Here is a 22,375-nt window from a genome sequence, read left to right as displayed (position 1 = left end):
ATGCTTAGTGACCCGTTAATGCCTGCGCTCTCCGACTTTGTAATTACAGCGGAGGAGCAACTGGCCATTGATCATGCTCTTAGGCTGCATGATTCATGGAACATTGACCAAAAAGATATGGCTCCGGTTCGCCAGGTGCTGAAGAACCTAAGAGAACGAATAAAAGAATACCATCTATTAAGGCAGGGCTACACGTGCTGCTATTGTAGAACAAACCTATTCGGGGGTGGAGTTTTTATGGTGGATAGAGAGCATATTATCCCCAAAAGCCACTGCAAAAAATTAACTTATGTTATGGCAAATCTTTCAGTCTCTTGCAAGAGATGCAACATGGAAATTAAAAAAGACAAAACCAGCCTATTTGTTGATCCTGGTTCGATTGAGAGCACATATCTAGATAAAAGCACATATCGCGTAATTCATCCAAATTTTGAGGTGTATGAAGACTTTATAATAAGAAGACAAGAGCAACATGGGAAGGCAAAGCTGGTAAAATTCATCATTGAGACGCCTGGTGATAAAACCAACTTTATGTTCAAATTTTTCAAGCTGAATGATCTTGAAGTCAATAGTATAAATGATGCCCAGGGAGTTGCACCGCTTTCACCTAGTCAGCAATTGATGCTTGATGCGCTAAAAGCGCAGATACAAAATCAGCCTGCACTAGCACAGGAGATACTAAAACTAGTGCTTGAGGAGCAAGGTAGCAAAGCTTCCCTCCCGATGATCGCGAAAGCTATAGACAGCACGGATCCTTTTAATTTTTCAGTAGGCTCGCTCGCTGATGTTGAGAATAAATGGCTTGACTCAAAATGGGTTCCACTTCCTTCAGGAGGCGGCAGGGCTTTGGCTATCGGGCACGATGTCGTATTGGCATTACCCTCCCCAGATTCTAGCGACAATAATGGTCAACCCTAAGGGGTTGACCTGTCTGTTGGGTAATTGCACAGACTTGCCTATGGCATTCGTCCTGACCAATCTTTCACATCGGATTTCACCATCACGCTTTGTTGCTATGACCGGGCAGAGTAGGAGCCAGGCGCCGCTTGTTTATGTCGAACAGTACGAATTCACGATGCATGAACGCCCTGCATGAGTCTTCCTCCATTTCACGCTGCGCTCGAACGTAGCCTGAACATCATCAGTCGCGACGTAACGGAGTTGACTGGTGCCGTCAATGGTGGCTTCGCATATTATTTTTGTGGTGTCGTCAAGCGTTTTGTGTATTTTTCGCAAAAGGCTAGGGACTAATAGCAACCCTAGTCGCCGACAATTTTTGCGTTCAATACCATTGCTACTACCTCAAATACCGTTCTAGAGGAAAGAAATTCTCTGATAGCTTTTGTGACTCAGCAATTTTCTGTCATGTGCTAATTTGATGCCGATGAGCTAGTGGCAATCCAGTAGGTAATTGGATTGCGTAACACTACGGACATCATGTGGTGACAGGCTTGTGCGCTTGGGCTTGTTCTCTAAGGTTGCGCGAGACCTTCTCAAATGGGGAGACAGATTCCGTTGTTCTCGCAACTTCGCTTCGAGCATATTTGCTCATGCTTGCTAGCCGTCTGCTACCTGTCGCCAAGGGCCGCTCTTGGCCGATTCTTGCCCGTCATGAGGCGCAGAAAACGACCCTTTGCAGGCTTTTTATATGGCAGTGCATAATGCCGTGTGAGTTGCAGTATAAAATTGCTTCGTTATGCGTGTTCAGTAAAAGACATGTCCTCTGCATGGATAAGTATTTTTTCTGGGAATCCGATTTGTACGTAGTTCATGCACTCTGTAAATGTGAAGTGGTTAGTAAGCTCGTCTAGTATCAATTCGTTTGAAAGACCTGCGATCTCGTTGAAGAAGAATAGTACTCCTTCATAAAAATTATCCGGGTGAGCTTCCAGTACTGATGAAATGTGGCTTCCGATTTCGTTAATTTGTTTTTTGCTCACGACTTTGTATTTTTTTGAAATATGAATTAGAAAATTCTCAAAGTATACACGTCGATTTAGCCCGGTCATGAAATCTGACCACCTGAGGCTTCGTTTTTCCGATAGGATTCTCTCAGGAAGATAAAGCTTTATTCTTTTATAAAGTTTTGCGATGTAGTTGGCTGCTTCGCTGCTCAAAATCGTGTACGTAGAAGCGAGAACTGTTTTAGCGCCTGCGCATAAGAATGCATTCGCGACATTAAAGTGATTTCTGTCGGCAGGACTTGTGTCGCAACTACTTAAGATGACGATAGGTGGGATTTGTGCGTTATTTATAAGATCCTGTGGGTAAATGATCCCTTCCGATAATTGAAGAAAACCGTGGCCATCTTTGCCATGACCTCCATGCATATCAAATACAACAATTGCGTAGCGGTGCTTGTTTAGCGACTGAATTAGCTCGTTTTTGTTTTTAACAACTTCAAAGATAATCTCTGATTCAAAATTTGTAGTATAGATCTCGTTTTTTGCGAGATGTTCAGTCAAGGCTTTGTATCTTGGGTCGTTAAATAAATTGACTGTCTTTTCTAGCTCCTGAGACATGTCTGCGCTTATGTCGTCGTCAGCGGGGAAAGAACTAATGACTAGAATTTTATTAAAGTCATCAATTGTAAGTTTACATTCGTGATTGTTGAGAGTTAATTTTTCTCTGATGATGCCGGGGGAAGTAAAAACTCGGCTTGTGTTGTGTCTAATCATAAGCGGCAAGCCGTTTAGATTGGTCCATTCTAGGGGGAAGTTTGATATAATCTTGATTTGTTTGTTTAAAGAGTACGAAATATAATCTAGTAGAGCATTGGACTTGCTGAGCACTGTTTCTGAAAAGTCAGACGCTAGCTTGTGTATTTTTGCTGATGATTTATTGCCAACATGATCCCTCATCGATGAGATGATTTTCATCAAGTCATTATTGCATATGTCAATTTTTATTTCTGGTGTAAGCGTGGAGGCTGCATAGAGGGAGTTTATAAGGCTGCTAAAGTACTGCTCGGACTGGTAGTCCAGAATGAGCTTGTTTTCAGGTATGGTATCTATTTCGGTCGTTGCTCTCGCATGTGTTACGGACTCAGCAATCAAAGCGTGGTCAGGTACTCCACTCCTTAGAAGGGTGTGTTTACTGTATTTGTTAGAGTTGATGGAGTACTCAAAATCTATACTGAAATCTGTGATCAAATAATCCATGCTAGGGAAGTGAGCGCAAGAGGGGAGGTTGCTATTTATGGCTCTCCTATAATGATTTATTATATCTATAAGGTTCTCTGTGTTTTGGGTTTTATCATTTTCGGCGAGAGTTACTTTTCCGGTATCTTCAGTAATTATACCTACGCTGTTAAGCGTTTGAATGTTCGCGTAGGTGTAGATATTGTTAGTGATTTTGAAATCTACTTTAATCGGTTTTCTAATTTGATATGTGTCGGGAAGTTTTCTTAGTATAGGGTCTTTGTTTTGTATTTTTGAAAAGAAGAAGTCTCGGAGGACTTCAGTGGTGAGCGTTTCAATGTGAGGAGCAGCTTGATTAGCCAAGTCTTTATTAAGTGAAATATACAGAATATCATTTGACATGTAATGATTTTCTGGGGGGGCGGTGTCTAAAAAGACAACTTTGAAAATGTAGGGGAGGGATGGGATTTGATCATGGTTGCTAATTAACTCTATAACTCGTCCGTGGTATATGCTGTCTAATCTTGTTCTTATGGTCTCTTCTCTGGTGCAGAGCAGTTCGGGGATGCTAATGGGCAGTCGGCTGATGAGCTTGAATGCCTCAATTGTTTCATTGCTGAATATTGATCCCCTCAAAAAATGTGAGGGTGTATTGGCGCTTTCCCGAATAACATAACAAATGCTTAAGTTGTTAATCATTAACATTGATATCCATTGGTTAGGGGCTGTAAAGCGATGTTACATTGTTTTGCGCTAATGTCGAAAATTCTTGTAACTGTCACCTAGTGATATCTAGCAGCCCAAGATAAAGAGGCCACAGGTACGAGATCGGACGGTTTCCATAATAGCTCAGCGCTTTGAACAAAGGTAAGTACAATACAGTGACAAGCAGCCGGGATTGTGACTCGGGGGGTGCCGGAATGGGGCTGTTTCGGAAAGTCCGCTTTTGGCCATATTTGCCCTTCGGCATGACTGCTTAAGGCTATGCATGCATCAGTCATCATTAACTGGAACGTAGACTAAGGTCGATGTTACCGACCTCCTATCGCTCAAAACCCAGCATAGGTCATTTCGCCCTTATCATTGTAGGGGACTGCTGCTTCATTAATTGTATGCGACGGCCCCATTAAGTATTGCAAGCCATTCATTCTTAGTCCCCTAAATTTTGGATTAGACAGATCTGTCCCAAGCTCCTCTGTGAAGCAGCTTTCATACGTTCCTGCGTCATATCCCTTAAAAGAATAATCGAGGGCTTTCAGTCGTATTAGTGTGTTACTTACTGCGGAAATAAAAATTGGCATCAGATCCAAGTAGACTTGGTGATTTGGATAGCGCTCAGCGCCTGCTTGTGCCCAGACTTTCTCAAATGATAGACCCTCCTCGATAAAGCGGAATTTACTTTGAACTTTTTTACTTCTATCAAGCTCCGAAGCACTCCGGCGTGGATCAAGCCGAGAGTAGATGTCTTCGAGTTTGATGAAGTGATGCATGCGTGAAGGACCACCTCCTTTAGGTGGATGATTTGCGAGCAGATATGCAGCTCCGGCCAATCGCTCTGGCTCATCACATAACCATAATGTTGAATTTAAGCTTTGGAAAAGGGAGTGATTACGGTGATGCAGCGCATTGCGCAGAAATATCAGCAGAGCCGAGTCGGGACGATCAAAATAATCGAGTTCTTCCTGCGTGACATCATATAGCGTATGGAAGGCTTCAAGCTTTGACTCCCAGGCTCTGTCTATATTATTGATAGCCTCTTCTCTATCGATAGCTACCAGCCCCTTGTATCGCAGAAAGGCTTCTACGTAGATCCGCATTGTATTAGCCAAGCGGCTCATCGCACCTTCGACCGTATCCTTGTTCATAAACACTCCTATTGTTGTGAGGAGGCATTATGCCCTCAGCCCTCACCTGGCGTCATCCCGAGGCAATCCAGGCTCACTTAAGCCCAATAAAAGTCGAAATCGATGGGCTCCGCATTTACTGCTGCTGCCATCTATCACCACAGCGACCTCATGATCAGACAGTTGACCATGACCTCGTTCGCCACACTCGTTGCTGACTGTGCGATAGGGAAAGCTGAGCAGCCACGAAGTCCGTGTTAGTAAGTAGCTGTAGTCCGGAATATCTTTCCCCGGATCCGGGTTCATGACAATGGAGAAACCTTAGGCTACTGGGCAGTCCGCTGTTGGCCGATTGTTGCCTTTTGTCAACAGATAATGGCAGTCTGAGGAGGGTGTCAGCGGTCGAGTTGCAGAAGCATTTTTCAGGCAGTTACCCAACGGGATTGTTTGGATACTTTCGCCCACGGAGGAATTAGGCGCCGCGCGGCATGTGTCCCCCAGACGACATCACTCCGGCGCCATCAGCACCGCGAGTGTCATTTTAATGAACTCTTCGTTTTTGCTGATTGTGTCTAGCGCACCGCGAACATTCTCGGCGACGTCAGCAGATCCGCGATGCTCGACCCAAAGTGTTAGCTCCATGATGGCAGCTTCGAGGGCGAGTTGGTTTTGATTGATCTTGAAAAGCAGGGAAGGGAGCAGGTCTGAATTGGTCATTGGTTATTCTCCGTGTGAGGAAAGCGTAGCAGTAGGAAAATTTGCGATGACCAATTGTCTAAACGTTGCGATTAGAGCCAATTCAAAGTCGTGTTTCCTGAGGCCTACATCGTCGCCGACTACTCAGACCACCAACCTTTTTCTGCCTGTCCGTAGTGTGAGCCACTGAACCAGCTTTCTAACTCTACGTCCAAAGTGGTAATTAATGCCAGGTTCCCCTTCAAAGGATCCAAGAGATCAGCCTGCTTGCGAGCCCAGTCGATCCAAGGATTTGCCATTTCTTGATCTGCGATCGGGGCAATTTTCAGCCGATCTTCCACCGCTTTTATGAAGGCTCGTAAGCGCTCGGCTCGTTCCCATCGCTCTGTATGTTTAACGACGCTCAGTCTGAGGCGACGTTGAGTCTCTGTTGTACGGGCTCGTTCAAGACGTCGTCTTTCATCTTCAGCCCATTCACGATTTCTTGCCTCCTCTTTCTCTCTGAGGACCTTGATAGAAACTGATGCGGAATTTAAGCCCGCCAGGATGCTAGAAAGTTTTTTCTCGAGCGGCGCGGTCTTGGTGTCCTTCCAGTTTTTCCGTTCTCCGTAATCCATCCGCGCTTCGATCTGAAACGTCAGTTCGCCCGTTGAGGCCCATTCAAACTGTGGGCTTCGCAGGGACATGAAATTAGGCTCCCATGGAGCACCTGGGCGGCGTTTTGGGGGCGGTGGCGGTGGGATCGGATGTTTGTCTAATCGCTCCACGAGTCGCACAGATATGGGCTCATCGTTGACCGTGATGACTGTTTTTCCTTCAGCGTTGATCTTCCATGAACAACCTTCAGCCTCACCCTCTTTGATCAATGCATCAAAAAGGATTGCGCAGCGTTCTATCAATGTCGATGAAATCATCACATTCAAGACGCGCTTTCCTGCGTAATCGAGGTAGCCGTCCTTGACCTTCGACGTTTTTGCACTCTTTAGCCACTGACTCACTAGCGCGTGAGGCTCGGATAATTGATAGGGGGCTTCAATCGTTCGCCGGACTATAGGTGAGTTCAAATCAGTGCCAGTCGCGACGAGCGAGTTGTCACGGTCGAGCACTTGGAATCGGACATTGCCTTCGACCTGAGGAGGTTTGGGTTTGCGTTGTCGCTGCTTTTCCGATTTGGCCCAATGGCCACGCCCAGGGAGAGGGATGCCGGCTTTGCGACAAGCTTTGGCGACGGCGACGTCGGAAACACCAATTTCGTGGGCCAGTTTGACCATGGGTGTTTGCCACACTTTTTCGAACAGTTCCTCTACGGTAAAGCTCACGAATGTGTACACGCAATCTGCCACCTTTGCTCATCGCGAATTATGGATCACAGCATGGGGACGTTAAATTCCGGTGAACGCAGGGTGAAACAGCCCTATGAGGATGTCCGGGGCTCTTTCGTCGTGTACGCTGGAAAAGACAACTTCGACTCGTTTGGCGTGTGCTCGTAGGTCGAGGACAGCACCGCACTGAGTCGATCGCCCAGCAGGTTCCAGGCGTTTTTCTTCTCGTTGGCGTAGTCGTGATGCAAGTAGTGGCGTCTCACCCGAGAGCCGGCCAGTACATGATTTTGGCAGCGATCAATGACATCCAGGCTAACGCCTAAGGCTTGCATCATGGTCGCCCCGGTACGGCGCAGGTCATGCGGAGTCCAGTCGCCGTTTTGGCCGTCGGCAAGGACCAGGGTATCGTCATGGCACCGTCTGGAGAGAGCTTTACGGTTTTTGAACCGAGCCTGGCGATCACCCACCTGTTTGCTTACCACTTTCACGTCTACATGCCCATCATCCAGCTTGTTCGGAAAGCACCATTGCGAGTCTCCCGTCAGGATTTTGAGTTCCTCAAAGAAATGCAGGGCGAAGGGGGAGAGGAAGACATGGTGGTCTTGTTTTTTGCCACGGGTGCCTTTGACATTTTCGCTGGGGAGGAACCAGGTCTGCTGGTCTAGATCGACATTTTTCCATTCGGCCTGCAGCAACTCGCCAATTCGGCATAGCGTGCCCAGGCTGATCCAGAGCGCAAGCTGTGTTTCCTTCTTTAGCGGTCGAATGCCGTCGTATTTTTGGCCCGCGGGGAGGGCGTCGTAATCGGCGGTCATTTGCTGGAAGCGGTTGTGCAATTCCAACAGCTCAGCCGGGGAAAGGATGCGGCTTCTTTCCGCTTCGTAGTTGGCAGGGATCAATGGGGAGATGTCGACCAGCTCAGTTGGATCGCCCTCGATCAATAAGGCCCGCCAGGGCTGACGCTTTCTGGCCCAGCTGAACATCTGAGTGAGGTCGGCGAAGAAGCTGATGGCTTGCCGGTGAGCGCCGCGGTTGACCACGGTGCGGATCAGCGCCCGAACATCGTGTTCGGACACACTGCTCACCGCTGTCTTGCCAAGTGCCGGTAATAAGTCCTTGTTAAAACGACGCTGTAACTCGGCGTTGCCGTCTTTGCGCGCGACGCCATCCACCAGCCACGCCTTGGCCAGATCCTGGACGGTCAGCGTTAGCGCCTTCGACGTTTTTACTTGTTCGGCCTCTACGTTAGCTGCGGCGTATGCCTGTGCCTTGACGGTTTTCTTCTGCTCGTTGGGATTGATCTGCTCATCGATGAGCGCCCTAGCCTGGTTGCGGGCCTTGCGGATGTCCGTCAGGGATTTGCGTGGCCAGGACCCGCAGGCGTATTCTTTGTTCTGGTCGCCCCACCGATAGCGATAGAAAAAGCTGACCGACACGCCGTCCTTACGCAGGGAAATTCGACCCGCGAGATTGCCATCCTCCCGGAGGATCCGGCCGGCATCATTGGCGGTCAGCGACTCGAGTTCTTTGATGGTGATTTTGGCCATGAAATGGACTCCCCCTACTTTTACCCCCACAAAAACGTCGGCTCTTGATGGACGTTGCTGGACTCTCGTAGAGCAGAACACCGCTGGAGCTCAAGTAAATACTAGCTTATAAAAATCCAGAGTGAAATTTCGGAGTCTTTCAAGAAGTATGAAAAAGGAGATGGGGTGCTAGGGGTCGAGTGTTCGAATCACTCCGTCCCGACCATATAATTCAAAGGGTTGCGAGATTATATCTCGCGACCCTTTTTTATGTTTGGTCGTTTTTACCCCTACAAAACGACTGGCTCTGGGTGGAATCTTTGGCTGATACAAAGGCCAGAGTTTGTCCCGGAAGGCACAAGCAGCACGTCAATGCGTCCAGTCAGACCTTCAGGCCGAACGCACGTTTACGCAGAGCTGTCCGTTCTTGATCAGTTAATCGTTGCTCTGATAATCGCGAACAATACTCTCGCTTGGACTGATAGGGCTGAGTGCGCAGACAGAAGTGTTCGAGAGATGTCGAATGGGGGCTGAGCTCGACTTCGCGTGATTCGCGCCCTGGGCATGAGGATCCTCAGAGTCGGATTGTCGTTTTCATGTGCTTAACTAAGCAACACGTTTGGTCGGCTGACGTTCGCATATGGCTTTGCCGTACGGAGGGATGAAGCGTATCGTGCTGGCAAAAGGGCATGAATGGATATTTGCCTCGCAAGGATGACGTTTCTTCTCTGAGCGCCCATCTCTACGCTGCATATCCTTAGCATCCTGCTTAAGGATCAGGCATCCAGACATTCCTAAAAAACATCGTTGGAACAAGCTTGCCGGGATGTCCTGCGTTTCTTCCTGCGTAAGCGTTGATAGCTCATAAAAGCTAACTTGAAGGCTGAAATGTGGATTTTTCGACATTATTAAAATTTTTGGATGACGCCAGGACTGCTCAGCTAATGGCTCCGCGTATAGTCATGGTGGCCGTGGCAGCTTTACGCCTTTGGTATATCGAAGATATTTCATCCCATCGTTCGTGTTGAGCCGAAGGCTCAAGTCGCTTACCCCACATCACTCAAGTGGCTCCGCTTGAGATGCGCTGGAAAATTTTCTTGACGGGATTAGGGGGATATAACGGGCCAGCTTCAAACAAGGGAATGCAATGCAGTTAAACCGGTTTCTGACTGAATACGATGACGAGCTGAGCGGCGACAGCTATATCGACCCTCTAGGTGTGCTGGTGATCTGGTCGGCCTTTGGCCAGCAGATCTTCCGCAACCGGGTCAATTCCATTTCCAACGACGTGCGCAATTACACCCTCAACCTGCTGCACCATACGTTGATTCGCGACTTGTGCGACGACGATGCCGTGCAACCCAGCAAGGCGCTGGTCGAAGAGGTAGGCGATAAACACAGTCTGGCGTTACGTCAAGCTTGTTTGGTCTACCTGGAAAACCTTTTTACCTATGCAATGGTCGCTGCACCTGCCAATGCAGGGGTGGAAAGCCTGGGTATTCTGGGGGCCAGTAAGGCCCGTGCCCGGCTAGAGGCACAAGGCAATCCAAAGCTTCAATTTACCCACAAAAAAGCAGGCTACCTGCTCGTCCGCCAGTTGGGGCTAGGCGTGAGTGGGCGTTACAAGACCCCCTTTATGGAAATGGGCTTTTTCAACGCGACCTACAACTACCACCATCAGCCCGAAGCGGCCAAGCTGTGGGACAAAAGCCACCTGCTGATCCAAGGCTGTGAACGACTGGCAGATTTGTACAAGGAAGCCAAGGCGCATCTGATGGAGTTGCTGCAAGGCTATCGGCGCAAGTCTACGTTCGCCTTCGATGACTTGCCGGCCAGCCTGCTGGATGCCTACCGCAAGGCGCTACCAAGCCCAAGCCAAGTGGGTGCGGATACCCGTGATTTCTGGCTGGATATTACCGGCTTGGCTAACGGCGCTGCGGGTGCTCTGTTGAGTGTGCTCGATAAACAGGCGCAGCAGTCGCCCGAGTTACCTTTGCCCATACAACAATTGTTTTCTTTGAGTCGTCAGCACTGTTGCGATCCAGTGGAGCAGCGAAAACTGCTTCACGTACAAACTCTGGAGCCTCTGCTGGCGGAAGCCGATTTGATGTTTACCTTGGCGCGTCATGCCAAGAATCAGAGTATTTCGCAGATCGAGGCCCACTGGCAGGCGCTTGGTCGTAATGCCAATACCCTGGCAACCGCTGCTTGCCAGATAGAAGAACTGCCGTCGCTGACTTCCGTGTTGACCGGCACCGGCCAAAAACGCCTGGGATATTTACTGAAGCTGTCCCGTACAGGAAGTTTTGCCGAGCAATTGCGCGGGTTGCTCGATTATCACGCAGGGGTGATGCGTGGTCGTGGGCAGCTGCCTTGGGTGCAAGCGCAGGATTTTGAGCGGATTAAAGTTAATGCCCGCACTACGACTTTACCGACCGCTGAAAAATGGCCAGTCGGGCGTTGGGTGAATAATTATTACATCCCGCAGTTCCGAAATCTGGTAGCGGGTTATCGGGGGGGGCAACCATGAAGCTGCTGAATGCCTTTGCCGAACAGATCAAAGTCTGCGGCAAGCTGAAGCGGGTGTGGCTGACAAGCTTCAATATTGATATCGAATTTATTGAAACCTACGTGCTGCCCACAGTACTGGGGGCAGAGATCCCACGCACGCGTATGGATTATGAGGCCTTGCAGTTGGTGCTGAATGATAGCGGCATTGACTTTCGGGTGTTTTGCGATCGGCGCTTTATTGGTGCCGATCAGAACAAGCGCACTTCGATACCGGTATATGGAGTATCGCCGGGCAACAAGGTTGAGCTGACTCGCCTGGGGATCAACGAAGACAGCCTTTTCCATGCCAAAGTGATTTATCTGGAGGGGGAATATGGCCGCGTGTTGGGGGCGGGCAGTGCCAACCTGACGCTCAGTGGCTGGGGGCGCAATCAGGAAGTCTTTCATTTTGTATCGGTGGAAACCCTGGCGCTTTACCAGTCGTTGAAAGCGTTTTTTCAGGTCGTTTTTGCCAATGTGGGCGAGGAGTGCCCCTTGGAAATACGTAGAGCTTTTGCTCGAAGCGAGTCTCCCGTGCATTTCTGCCACAGCTTCCAGAGTGAGGCATTCATCAGCCAACTATTCGGTGGTAAATCGTTGCAGCGTCTGGCGGTGTGGTCGCCGTATTTTCCCAAAGACCTTGCAGGGTTTATTCGTGATCTGAAACAGAACTTCAACCAGCCCCAGCTGAAGGTCTGCTTGGTGGCAGACCGAGTGGATGGGCAGTACCTGCGGACCCAGTGGAGTGACGCGCTGGGGCAACTGTTCAAGGATAAAGAACTGATTCTGTGCCAGAACCCGCGCGCGCTGGATGAGCGGATGTCCATGTGCCACGCCAAACTCTGGAAGACTTCCAGGCACCTGGCGATCGGTTCCTGGAACTTTACCCATGCGGGGGCCAATGCACGAGTCGGCGGGCAGGCTGACGGGCGCCACAACAACATCGAAGCGGGCTTTATTATTGCTGACAACAGTCCGATTGATCCGCTGTTGGGTAAGGTGCTGGATGCACATGACGGCCTGTTTGCTACGGATGAACAATTGGCAGCCGAGGCGCTTGTGGTGCCTGAACCCCTGCCGTTTGATATTGCCGTAACGTTTGACTGGGCCAGCCAGACCTACTGTTTTAAAGGCCAGTGGCATGCAGCTTGCTCGCCGGAGCAGGATTTTACCCTGCGCTTGCCTGACCATGAAAAGCCACTTCCTCTGCACTGGATGCCGCAGAAAAAAGCCCTCCAGATCTCTGATCTGCCCATAGGTACAGTGCGCGCGCTACTCACCGACCACTGCTTCAGAGTGTTTAGGGGGGACAAGCTTTGCCACGTTGGCATGCTGATCGAAACCCACACGCAGCATCGACGCGCCCAACAGTACGATGATTTGAAAAGTCTGTTTGATGCCATGACGTATGCCGGTAACGAACCTTCGCTGGAAGATGCAAGCTACCGGGTGCGAGAAACCGAGAGCGGCGAGCTGCTTTTGGACGGGGCGACCTGGGATGGGAGCAATACGATGCAAGCCGTGGGAGATCCAGGCGAGATCAGCTACTTCCGGCTGTTTTCTGCCAGCTACCAGTATGCCGCGCGACTTCATGAGATTGAGCAAATTCGTACGCTCGAACGCTGGGTTTTTAGTCGGCCGGGCTGCCTGGAGGAGTTGGTAGGGAAAGCCGCTGAACGTATCGAAAAAAACGGTGCCAATGTGTTCAGCTGGTTTCTGGCTCAGGAAGTTAATGGCCTATGTGAGTTGGCTGCTCGTATTCGTCAACGCTTACCCAAAAATGAGCAGTCCGTGCCTCTGTCGCGATGGCGGGCATTGTTTGTTGCGGAGCCTGCATTACCGGCCGGCGCCAACGATGCCTATCGTCAGCGCTTGCAGCAGGCATATCAGGTAATCAGTGGCAAGTGGGGCACACAATGAGTTCGCCAACCTGGGGCGGGCTAGACCCGCAGCGTGTCTCGCACTGGATCAACTTTGAGCGCAATAACACCGCTTGGCATTACGCGCCGGATAATCGTGAATCGATGGCGGCCAAACAAACCGAAGGCGTGGCTTACCTGTGGAACTTGCTTGCTGCCAATGGCGTTGCACTGCTGGCCGATGAGGTCGGCATGGGTAAGACTTTTCAGGCGCTTGGTGTGGCGGCTTTGTTGTGGAAGTTGAAGCCCGATGCGCGTGTGCTGGTCATGGCCCCAGGCCGGGATATTTGTCGGCATTGGCGACGGGAATTCGAAACTTTTGTGCGCGAGCATTACCGCGAGGCCGACCACAGTGTGAAAAGCAGTGTGGACGGTGGACCGGTGCCCTCGGTGCAAGAATGTTATCGACTGGACAAGCTGGTGAATGCAGTTGAGCGGGGACTCGGGCATTTGTACCTGACGACCATTCATTCCCTCAGTGGACTGGTGGAGAAAAAGGACAAGTCTGACGGAGCTGGTGCGGCCAGAGTTGCGGCTGGGATTATTCATCAGCGGCTCAAAAGCGCGCTGGGTGAGTCCGGCTTCGATCTGATCATCGTAGATGAGGCGCATTACCTGCGAAACCTGAATGGTGGCTCCCAGCGGGTCAGTGCTGCGCGCGCACTTTTTGGTGCCGAAGGTAGCCGACTGGGTGCGAAGAATTTGCTGCTGACGGCAACTCCGAGCCACTCTCGGTTGATCGATGTGCAGAGTATTCTCAGCTACTTCACTGAGATTGATCCAGAAGGCGAGCTGGCAGTGCTCAGTGGTTCGGCTAGAACCAAAGCATTGTTGGAGAAGTTTGCTCTTCGACGACTGCGGCTGATGGAAGGGGCTGGGGGATTGTACAGTAAACGCCACTATCGGCATGAGAAAGCCATACCTGCTGGCTTTGAGGGACGGCCGAATGCGGAGATGTTCTTCGCGCTGTATCAGAAAAGGCTGGTGGCGGATCTGCGCAAGCAGAAAGAAAACAAGAGCCTTATGTATGGCTACCTTGAGGGCTTTGAGTCGATGGGCCATCTCCCAGCTTTGGCTCAGAGCAGCGATGGCGGCGAGGTTACAGAGATTGTGGACAAAGCCGCTGAGGACTTTTCCACGGCCAGCGATACAGAGCTTTTACGCGAGCTTACGGGTGATTACCGCAAACAGTTTGGTACTTTTCCCGACCACCCCAAATACGGCGCGCTGATTGATCAGTGTGTGCCCGAGGGCCTGTATGGCCAGGATAAGATGCTGCATGACCATAAGCATCTGATTTTTGTGCGACGTATTCCCTCGGTCCGCGAACTGACTCAGCGGGTCAATGAGCGTTATGACGAGCTACTGGCAGGCATAATTATTCAGGCATGGGGCATACCCTTAAATGACCCTCGGGTGGATGTTTGGCGGAAGACGGGCTGGTCGCGGGCGTCTTATGACCAGCTCATCTCCGGACTTGATCATGCGTTTGTCATGGACGAGGCTGCAGAAGTCGTTGGCGACGACGAGGACAGTGAGGAGGATAGCGGCCAGCTGGCATCTCGCATTGCTGAACTGTTTGTGGTTAAGAGGGAGCTGGGTGGCCAAACCGATTGTGTAAATTCACGTTTGCGCTTCAGCAAGTCGGAGAGTGTATTTTCACTGTTTCTGGAGCCAGCATCTGACTACCAGGAGGCTGGTTATGGAGGCTATTACACCCAGATAGATGCGAAGAGGGCTGACTATGCAAATGCAGCTAAATTTGCTCGTTTTCAACACTGGGGCAATCAGGCACAGCTCAAGTTAGCTATCGGTGATCGTGTGCAGCCGGACGGCAAGTTTGATCAACCCATGTTTAGCGTTTGGTCGCTGCTGGTACCCAGGTTACCCGATTTGCTTCGACAAAAGCTCAGGTGTTGGGCAGAGTCGGATAAGGCTGTTGCGGAAAACTTTGGAAATTATCTCAAAGCTGGCTTCCTGCATGCGAGTCCGGTGATTGTCGAACTTTATGGGTGGTTTGTTGAGTTCCGACGCGGTAGGCGCGACAGGAATGTGCATAGCAGTTACCGGAGTTTTTATCAGTGGGTGAGCGGCAGAATTGAGGGGTCGTTGATGCTGCGCTACTTCATTGCTGCGCTTGAAACCTTCGATCAGCTGTGCGGCAAAATCATTGATCACGGTCTCAATCGCTGGGATCAGGAGTGGCGAAGCCTTAAAGGTCTGACCAGTCCGGGCTTGTATGCCAGTGGAGAGAATAGTAATAGTCGGCAGCGGTTGATCCTTGGCTTCAACAGTCCGTTCTATCCCAATGTGCTGGTGTCTACTTCTGTGCTCCAGGAGGGAGTCAATCTGCACATGCAGTGTCATCAGATTCATCACTACGGGCTGGCTGGGTCACCCGGTGACAATGAGCAGCGGGTCGGGCGCCTTGATCGTTTGTTCGGTTGCGTCAACCAGCGTTTGAAACACGCCGGCAATACCGATCTGAGCATTCATTATCCCTTCCTGCAGGGGTCGGTTGATGAGGATCAGGTCGCTTCGTTCATCGCGCGCAAACACCAAGTTGAAAAACAAATGGATGCCTGCGTTCAGGCCAATTTTGACAAGCAGATGCGTTTGGACAATACGCAGGAGTGGAAGGAGTTCTTGCAGACGCCGGTTGGTCGAGGGCAGACGTTAATCAATGACCCCTACGGCGCCAGTTTTGCGCAGGGCGATCTGTCCAAAAACTATGAGCCTTATTTCGAATCTATCCTCGGGGTGTTGCCGCTGACCGAAAACTGACCCAGTGAAGACTTCGATTTCCTGCATCAGCTGGATCCGGTCGTGGGTATTACCGGTAACAGCCAAGGTCATAAACGTCCGATCCAGCAATTCAATACTCCCGGATTGCCTTACGTCATGATTGGCACCGATACCATTCGCGAAGTCGTTAATCTGCACCTCTTCTGTGATCGGGCCATGTACTATGGCGTGGACGCCTGGCGATCTGGAACAGCGCATTGGCCGGATCAACCGCTATTTCAGCAGATAGAACGCCGTCTGATACAGGCGGGCAACGGCGCGGAAGCGCCACTGCGGCTGGAAGTCCACTATCCATATTAAGCGACACGTTGGAGCGCCAGCAGATCGAAATACTCATGGCGCGTAAACGCGAGGTTGATGCCGTTGTTGATCCAGTGTTTGCCGTTGACCTGAGGAAGGCGGCGAGAGGTGAGATTCAGCAGGGGATTCCAGCGGACAGCGAAGCGGCGGAGCTCATTCCGGACGTTGCCGGTTATTTTGGAACCCGCAAGCATCTTCCCGCGTAGGGGGAGTGGTGCCTGCGGGGTAACTCAGGCACAACTCTTTTCATGTGCATGACTCAAATGAACCTACGGTAGACGCCACTCCGTGTATGAAGTTAAGTCTTGCCGGGGCGGGTGAGGCGGAGGCACTTGATGTCGGGTTCCTGTTGCTCATTCCTCAAGGTTATCGGAAATGCTGGTGATGTGGATCGCGTTTGCGCCATCGTCGCCAGTGAGATAGAGCCGCAGGGCGAAAAGCAGGTCAGGGGTATGGTCGCCGTCGGGCTTCTCGATGTTGATCTGCACCCGGGAAAAGAGACAGACCTTTGACTGCGCGACTAACTCCGTCACCCGTTCGACCTTATTAGCCAGTTCCTTGGTAATCCTCTGATGCGGCTGAAGGAGCATCTTGATTTCAGCGTCTGAGGAATCACGAGCACGAAGCAAACCCAGTAGAAGTTCGAGTAATTCTGCTGTAGCGCGAGTCCAGTTGACGGTAACCCGTTTGTCATTTTCGCCTTTCCTTGCTGGGCACGATCTGATCTGACTCAGCTTCGCGCTCAGCAAATCAAGAATTGACCTGAGCTGTGCCAAATCAAACTTCTCAATGAAGTGCTGGTCTCGCCAGACCGCATAAGCAAAAGCCCGGAGAGCGCTTTCCGTGGGGCGCTCCATAAGCTTCGACAATAATTGTTTCTGCCACGGTTCGGAGACACTGCCCAGCGTAAAACCAAGTGCTCGTGGGTTGATAACATTTTCCTTGGCGACCTGTTCGTTTATCCACTGAACACACTCGTCGGGTGCGTCCTTGCCCATGCTACACATTAAAAAAAATATTTCGTTTTTTATCGGCTCTGGAATTGCGCTTTCATTCAGTAACGCAACGAGATACCGGATATCGTCTCGGGTTGGCTCGGAAAACTCTTTCGGACATTCCGGGTCGTCGATCGAACGTCCGTCGCGCCAGATTTGTATGACAGGATAATAGAGTCCGCTGCGTATTTTTTTGACCACGCTTCTGGTTGACGCTTCGTCGAAATCCTTCAGGCGCTCTGTTTCTGTATGGTTTCGCGCGGCCACTTTACGACCGTAGTGTTTTCCATCTTTTTCTTGAAGTTCAAATGAAATGCTATCTCCTTGGGTAAAGTCAGCATGATTCAGTCCGTAAATGAAATTATTCTGATGAATAAAGACCTGACCCTCGGTGGTGTCCCTATCGGCAAAGGTGAAATGCCCTCCTTTTTTATCAAGACACCAATCCATTTTTATTACGCCGATCGTCCTGGCTTTGGGGCGGATGTAAAAATCCTGGTCTAGTCGGCCGATTACGCTTGTTACCCATTTAGGTAAATCAGATGTCTCATTGCTGTCGGGTTTTGGCACGCGGCGCAAGTCCGCCCATGTTATGGGAGCAGGGTACTCCGGAGCAGGAGCGTCATCAGTGATGCTGACCTCTTCCGTACGCTGCCATGTGGCACGAACCGGTTGGAAAGTGTCGTCGTGGGGGATGAAGAGTAGTTTGTAGGGGTCGTCTGCACCGTATTCAAAGGTTAGGTGAAGTTTGCAAACGGTGTTTTCTCTCAATGGAAATGCGGTGGAGTCGAGGCGGGCCGAGTAACCGAGATCTTCGGAACTCTCACCCAGGAAAAGCGGAAACTGATAGAACGGTTTTCCGGCCGGAAGCGTGAAATCTTCGCCAACGTGGATGATGACCGGCCGGCCACGAATCGGTTTGACGGTTGTACCCCGCGACACTAGATAGAAGCGCTGGTGGCGTCCATCTTTCAGTACTTTGATCGATAGCTCGGGAACCTGGTCGCGCCAGAGTGCAATTGCTCCGGCGCGTTGTTGCAGATTATGGAGGCGAATGCCTCCGATCACCGGGCTTTCCGTCAAGTTGATCGCGAATGCAAATGGCCCTATGCGTGAATCACGTTTCAGGGTCGATGCGTCAATGACAGGTGGTCTCACTGCTCGAGTCGCATCGCACCACTTCCCTTGCGTGTCAACGGAAGCAATATCTGAATTTTTTTGTTCAGGTATCTCCGATTCTGCGCTTGCGATGACTATCGGGGGGTGCCGTTCCCAATAAAAGCCACCCGTTTCGGGCAGGCTTCTTTTAATGTCCGGGTCGAACTTGGCAAGAAGTTTGGTGACACACGTTATGCCGCCTACGGTATCAATGACCACGATGGGGAAACCATCTTTTACTTTTGAGTAATCAACTCGTTCAAAGGCGGCAGCAACGCTGCGGGGGAGGGGTTCAGCGTCCGGGAAGCGAGCGTTGAGATTGCGGCGCACGACATCGAGTTCGAAGTCGTTGAGTGCGTCGGGAACCAACCAGACAAGCGTATTGCTCCTGAACACGGCGTGTAGCCTGGAGGCAAATGCGCGTGCGGCACGGTCCAGGTGCTCGGAGGTGGTTTTGGAGAAAAAAAGGTCTGGAACGGACAGCGTTGACGCATGGGGATGATGGTAGGCGGCATCGGCGTTGAAGAGTTCGATAGCCACTGCATCGTCATCGTTTTTCCACTGTTGCCAAAGGAAAGTATCGGGCAGGGATTTGGCGGTTGTCGCAGCGGCATAGCGTGGACGCAACAGGGTGAGATCCACGCAAACCGGGGTGGAGATTACTTGGACGCCAACGTTTCGATGGATTTTTTCTGGCGTTTGCTGAACCGCAACATTTGGCAGCCACGGACGAATTTTGAATGTTTCGAAATCGAAAAAAATGGGCATGTCCGCGAAGCGGTGCGCTCCTTCGGTCCACATTTTCGCGTATGTGGTCCAGGTGCGAAGCGTCTGGTTGCGCTCCTTCAGTTTTGACAGGTCACCAGCGGTGTCGTCATCCAGAGTAGACAGCCAGCGCCAAGCATCCCATACGCGTCTGTAATCACGATGCGAAAGGAGTGTGTTGTTAGGCGGCAGGTTGTCCCATCGCGCAATATTCCGCGCTTCGCCGCAGCGCAGCCACATTTGGATCGTTGGGAGCAAGTTGTCCTCGTGACCGAGGCAATCTCTGCGTAACTCGAGCAGTTGCGCAAGGCGAACAACAAACGCTTTTAGAAGGCGGTTCTCCGGCAGGTCGACGGACTGGAACCTGCGGACGGCCTGCAGATAAGGGTTCCCTGCGAGCTTTTCCCGGATATTGCGTCCCGGGCGATTGCTAAGCTTGATGAAACTGGTGGCATCGAGTTCGCGCACTGCGTGAACAGGCAGCAACGCCTGTTCGCGGCGTGGCGTTTCGTTAAGTGCACGGAAAAGCCGCTCTACTGAAGCGCGACTATGTTCAGTGATGCGCCAGAGTCGGTCGCGTACCAGTGCGCCTGATTCTGGTGACGCGTACCTGGCAATCTTCGAAAGCACTGAGGATAGCGATTGAGGCAACGCCTGTCCGCTTTTGGGATCAAAGTCGACGGCACAGCAAAACCAGTCTGATTGCTCGAACAATATCCGCGCTACGTCACTATATTCTCCAACGCCTCGGTAGTTGGCATAGAGATCAGGCAGCTTGATTTTCACCCATTGGGAAGGGTCAGATATCATGGTCGACAATTTTTCCAGCCCTCGCATTTTGTTCCAGTTGCTTGCGTAGTTCATTCCGTTTATTAGCGGGCTTCATGTTCCATGCTTTTTGGCGTTTATTCTGGTCCTGCTCGTTTATTTGAAATAACGGATGGGGTTCTTCGTCATTGTCAGAGGTCGTGTTTACAAGCGCCTCGGTACTGAGAACTGCCATTTTTGTGTCGGCACTGTTCAAATAGTTTGCTGACTGCCAGATGAACTGGCCGTAGCCCAGTTCGCAGGCAAGATCGAAGTCTTCGGAAAGATTGAAACTATGGCCGCCAATGCCTGTAACAATCTGGCCTCTGATTTTGTCGAGGCATTCAGTCTGACTTTTGCCTCGTGTATCGATGCCGCGAAGCTTGGGCATGACCTTTTGCACCAGTTGATCTTCAAAAGCGATATGCATTGCTTTCGCCAACAGGTTCTTGTCCTTTGCCCTCTGAGCAGCCCGAACATCCGGGTAGTTTGCCATGTAATATTCAATGGACTGCCAGACTCGGTGGCCAAGCGCCCGGCCAGAAACCGACAGCGCGCCATTCATTGTTTCAATGAACTCTTTGAATGGCTTGATTTCTTCCTCCGAGAAGCTGCTGCCCTGAACCAACCAGCTTTGCCAGGATGCTTTATGTAATGCAGGGCCACGGTTGGTGTCATCAAGTGGCATGAGTTTCAGGCGACGTTTAAGTTCGGTAGGGCGCGGGAAATTAATAATGATGGAGCGATCGATGACCTTGTCGGAGAGTGACTTGGTTGTTTCATCTTGGTTCATCGTTCCTGCCCACAGGACATTACGGCCGAGTGGGAGCTTGTAGGGTTGCATTCCAGCACCAACTTTTACGGGCAGAAATGGTACATCTTCGCCTTTCCTGCCTCGCCGCAACTCAAGCTTGCTCAGGAATTCGGCAAAATACAGTTCAGGGTGGGCAAGGTTCATCTCGTCAAGAAGAACGAGGCAGACTGCATCGGACAAGCCCGGATAATCATCACTCCAGTGTTTCTGGCTTTGCGCTAGAAAATGCAACACCGCCTGGGCGTCGAATTTGTTGTCGATCGAATTGAAGAAGCCAAGCATGGACTCCTGTGAGTCCCAGTTCGGCTGGACTGAAAGCGGCTCGAAAAAAATACCGCCGAAGTGTGAGTAGAGGCGAGGAAGTTCGGATTTACCTGTGCCAGAAACGCCCGAGAGAACGGTAAGTGGGGACCATTCGGCCGTTTTGAGCGCTGTATGGAACGCTTTCAGGATACGGGGACTGAAGTGCAAGCCGTATGTACTGCAGGCGCCGGCAATACCCGTGAGCCATGTCGTTTCGTCGATTTCGGCTTTGACTGGCGGCTTGGCTTTTTCCGCGCTGAAGTGCGGAATCTCGATTTCCCTGTGCCGTGCCTCGACTTCAGCGGGACGTTCATAAGCAGCACGCAGGCGGTTGAGTTCGGCTTGTGCCTCGTTGGCCGCTCCCTCAAAGATAGAAGCCTTCTGCGTCAGAGACTTAATTGCCGCGCCAAGTTCGGAATTTTTGTAGCGTAAATCGCCAACTTCCGCGACAGCGACTCTATTGTTTTCTAATTGCCGTGAAAACTCGTCTGCACGGGCCTTCTGATGTTTGGTTTCCAGCTCAAGTGCCTGATGTCGTTCGCGCATCTCTTCGGTGGGCCGCATCGCCAGTTCTTCACGCAGGCGCTTCAGCTCATCGGTTTGACTGTTCAGGTCGCGCAGGATCTCGACCGGTTCTTTGCCCCCGAGTTGCCGCTTCAACTGCTCAAATGCGCCTAGCAGGCCGGTTTGTGCTGCAAGGCTTTGCCGCAGGCGGTTGTTTTCCTCCACATACGACTGTTTTTGCGCATCCAGTGATTTACGTGCTTCTTCCAGGCGGAAACCGAGTTCTTCATCAAGTTGCTCAATACGCCTCTGCGATTGCTGCTCCAGCCGCTGATCCTTGCGCTCCAAAGCCCGCTCGGAGTTTTCAAGCTCCAGTTTTCGCCCCTCGATTTCGCTTTGCAGGGCCGACAGCGCTCCTTTTTGCCTTGCAAGTTCGGTGTGTTCAGCGTCCAGCAGTTGTCGTGCGTCGTCCTTGCGCTTGTCCCATGCTTCGCGCTCTCTGGATATATCGGCACGGATGCGATCGCGCTCGATGTTTTCAGCGCTGGAAATATCTGCCAGGCGCTTGGCTCTTAGCCTGGCAACTTCATCGTCAAGGGCGGCAAGCTTCTGCTCGCGGCTGTTTGCAATCTCGCGCTCGGTATCGAAGCGTTTATCGCGCAGTTCGGCATTCAGGATGGCACGCTCGTCGGCGAAGCCCGCTTCGCGCTTCTGTTCGTCGCCGATAAGCGCTTGTTCACGCTGGGTGAGCTGGGTCTTTTTTTCTTCAACCGCACGACTTTCTTCGACAATGCGCTGTTCGCGTTCAGACATGGATCGTTCCAGCTCAGCGAGAACCTGCTCCCGAAGTGCTATGTCGGTTTCGCGCACCGCATGGTTAGTTGCATCCTGCTTCATGGCATCTTCCAATTCGCCAGCGTGTTCCAT

General features: G+C 51.2%; 13 protein-coding genes. 6 read left to right on the top strand and 7 right to left on the bottom strand.

Going from position 1 to position 22,375, the window contains the following annotated elements; genetic code table 11:
* Complete coding sequence (locus tag TU80_RS32890) at window positions 1-918, top strand: HNH endonuclease (RefSeq protein WP_058421001.1); 918 nt, start codon at window positions 1-3, stop codon at window positions 916-918.
* A 776-nt stretch (window positions 919-1,694) separates the two neighbouring features.
* Here the strand turns inward: TU80_RS32890 and TU80_RS29215 are convergent.
* The 5 genes from TU80_RS29215 to TU80_RS29195 all read right to left on the bottom strand — a co-directional run bounded on the left by TU80_RS29215 (window position 1,695) and on the right by TU80_RS29195 (window position 8,549).
* Window positions 1,695-3,839 carry a CHAT domain-containing protein gene (locus TU80_RS29215; RefSeq protein WP_159440088.1) on the bottom strand — a complete coding sequence of 715 codons (2,145 nt, stop codon included), beginning with the start codon at window positions 3,837-3,839 and terminating at the stop codon, window positions 1,695-1,697.
* A 350-nt stretch (window positions 3,840-4,189) separates the two neighbouring features.
* Complete coding sequence (locus tag TU80_RS29210) at window positions 4,190-5,005, bottom strand: hypothetical protein (protein WP_057006000.1); 816 nt, start codon at window positions 5,003-5,005, stop codon at window positions 4,190-4,192.
* Window positions 5,006-5,491: 486 nt separating this feature from the next.
* On the bottom strand, window positions 5,492-5,701 hold the full coding sequence (locus TU80_RS29205) for a hypothetical protein (protein WP_057005999.1): 210 nt from the start codon (window positions 5,699-5,701) through the stop codon (window positions 5,492-5,494).
* Window positions 5,702-5,820: 119 nt separating this feature from the next.
* Window positions 5,821-7,011, bottom strand: a complete 1,191-nt coding sequence (locus TU80_RS29200) for a hypothetical protein (RefSeq protein ID WP_057005998.1) — start codon at window positions 7,009-7,011, stop codon at window positions 5,821-5,823.
* 83 nt (window positions 7,012-7,094) lie between these two features.
* Window positions 7,095-8,549: a tyrosine-type recombinase/integrase gene (locus tag TU80_RS29195; RefSeq protein ID WP_057005997.1), complete on the bottom strand. Its 1,455-nt coding sequence runs from the start codon at window positions 8,547-8,549 to the stop codon at window positions 7,095-7,097.
* Between the two features lie 1,126 nt (window positions 8,550-9,675).
* Here TU80_RS29195 and TU80_RS29190 point away from each other — a divergent pair.
* The 5 genes from TU80_RS29190 to TU80_RS29175 are packed head-to-tail and all read left to right on the top strand — an operon-like array spanning window position 9,676 to window position 16,308.
* Window positions 9,676-11,058, top strand: coding sequence for a hypothetical protein (locus TU80_RS29190; RefSeq protein ID WP_057005996.1), 1,383 nt, complete (start codon window positions 9,676-9,678; stop codon window positions 11,056-11,058).
* Entirely contained in the window at window positions 11,055-12,998 is a 1,944-nt protein-coding gene (locus TU80_RS29185; protein ID WP_057005995.1) for a phospholipase D-like domain-containing protein, read from the top strand. The genes TU80_RS29190 and TU80_RS29185 overlap by 4 nt, the downstream gene beginning before the upstream one ends.
* Window positions 12,995-15,781, top strand: a complete 2,787-nt coding sequence (locus tag TU80_RS29180; RefSeq protein WP_057005994.1) for a DEAD/DEAH box helicase — start codon at window positions 12,995-12,997, stop codon at window positions 15,779-15,781. Before TU80_RS29185 ends, TU80_RS29180 begins: the two co-directional genes overlap by 4 nt.
* Before the next feature lie 42 nt (window positions 15,782-15,823).
* Window positions 15,824-16,102: a hypothetical protein gene (locus tag TU80_RS32885; protein WP_134939717.1), complete on the top strand. Its 279-nt coding sequence runs from the start codon at window positions 15,824-15,826 to the stop codon at window positions 16,100-16,102.
* A 35-nt stretch (window positions 16,103-16,137) separates the two neighbouring features.
* Window positions 16,138-16,308: a hypothetical protein gene (locus tag TU80_RS29175; RefSeq protein ID WP_156422921.1), complete on the top strand. Its 171-nt coding sequence runs from the start codon at window positions 16,138-16,140 to the stop codon at window positions 16,306-16,308.
* A 147-nt stretch (window positions 16,309-16,455) separates the two neighbouring features.
* Here the strand turns inward: TU80_RS29175 and TU80_RS29170 are convergent, their stop codons facing one another.
* Together TU80_RS29170 and TU80_RS29165 are read right to left on the bottom strand one after the other, a co-directional pair.
* The gene (locus tag TU80_RS29170) at window positions 16,456-19,884 is read right to left on the bottom strand and encodes a DNA-binding protein (protein WP_232243872.1); all 3,429 of its coding nucleotides are present in this window, start codon (window positions 19,882-19,884) and stop codon (window positions 16,456-16,458) included.
* Window positions 19,820-22,375: a chromosome partitioning protein ParA gene (locus tag TU80_RS29165; protein ID WP_235000081.1), complete on the bottom strand. Its 2,556-nt coding sequence runs from the start codon at window positions 22,373-22,375 to the stop codon at window positions 19,820-19,822. The genes TU80_RS29170 and TU80_RS29165 overlap by 65 nt, the downstream gene beginning before the upstream one ends.

It is taken from the genome of Pseudomonas veronii (genome assembly GCF_001439695.1).
Lineage (GTDB): Bacteria > Pseudomonadota > Gammaproteobacteria > Pseudomonadales > Pseudomonadaceae > Aquipseudomonas > Aquipseudomonas veronii.
The sequence above is the reverse complement of the archived record's forward strand: the minus strand, read 5'-3'. Positions and strand labels throughout refer to the sequence as shown.

Bases quoted from the DNA above. Each gene is read 5' to 3' on its own strand.
- TU80_RS29205 (WP_057005999.1), bottom strand. From the start codon at position 5,701: ATGACCAATTCAGACCTGCTCCCTTCCCTGCTTTTCAAGATCAATCAA.
- TU80_RS29180 (WP_057005994.1), top strand. From the start codon at position 12,995: ATGAGTTCGCCAACCTGGGGCGGGCTAGACCCGCAGCGTGTCTCGCAC.
- TU80_RS29195 (WP_057005997.1), bottom strand. From the start codon at position 8,549: ATGGCCAAAATCACCATCAAAGAACTCGAGTCGCTGACCGCCAATGAT.
- TU80_RS29175 (WP_156422921.1), top strand. From the start codon at position 16,138: ATGGCGCGTAAACGCGAGGTTGATGCCGTTGTTGATCCAGTGTTTGCC.
- TU80_RS29170 (WP_232243872.1), bottom strand. From the start codon at position 19,884: ATGAACTACGCAAGCAACTGGAACAAAATGCGAGGGCTGGAAAAATTG.
- TU80_RS32890 (WP_058421001.1), top strand. From the start codon at position 1: ATGCTTAGTGACCCGTTAATGCCTGCGCTCTCCGACTTTGTAATTACA.
- TU80_RS29215 (WP_159440088.1), bottom strand. From the start codon at position 3,839: ATGATTAACAACTTAAGCATTTGTTATGTTATTCGGGAAAGCGCCAAT.
- TU80_RS29210 (WP_057006000.1), bottom strand. From the start codon at position 5,005: ATGAACAAGGATACGGTCGAAGGTGCGATGAGCCGCTTGGCTAATACA.
- TU80_RS29185 (WP_057005995.1), top strand. From the start codon at position 11,055: ATGAAGCTGCTGAATGCCTTTGCCGAACAGATCAAAGTCTGCGGCAAG.
- TU80_RS29190 (WP_057005996.1), top strand. From the start codon at position 9,676: ATGCAGTTAAACCGGTTTCTGACTGAATACGATGACGAGCTGAGCGGC.
- TU80_RS29165 (WP_235000081.1), bottom strand. From the start codon at position 22,375: ATGGAACACGCTGGCGAATTGGAAGATGCCATGAAGCAGGATGCAACT.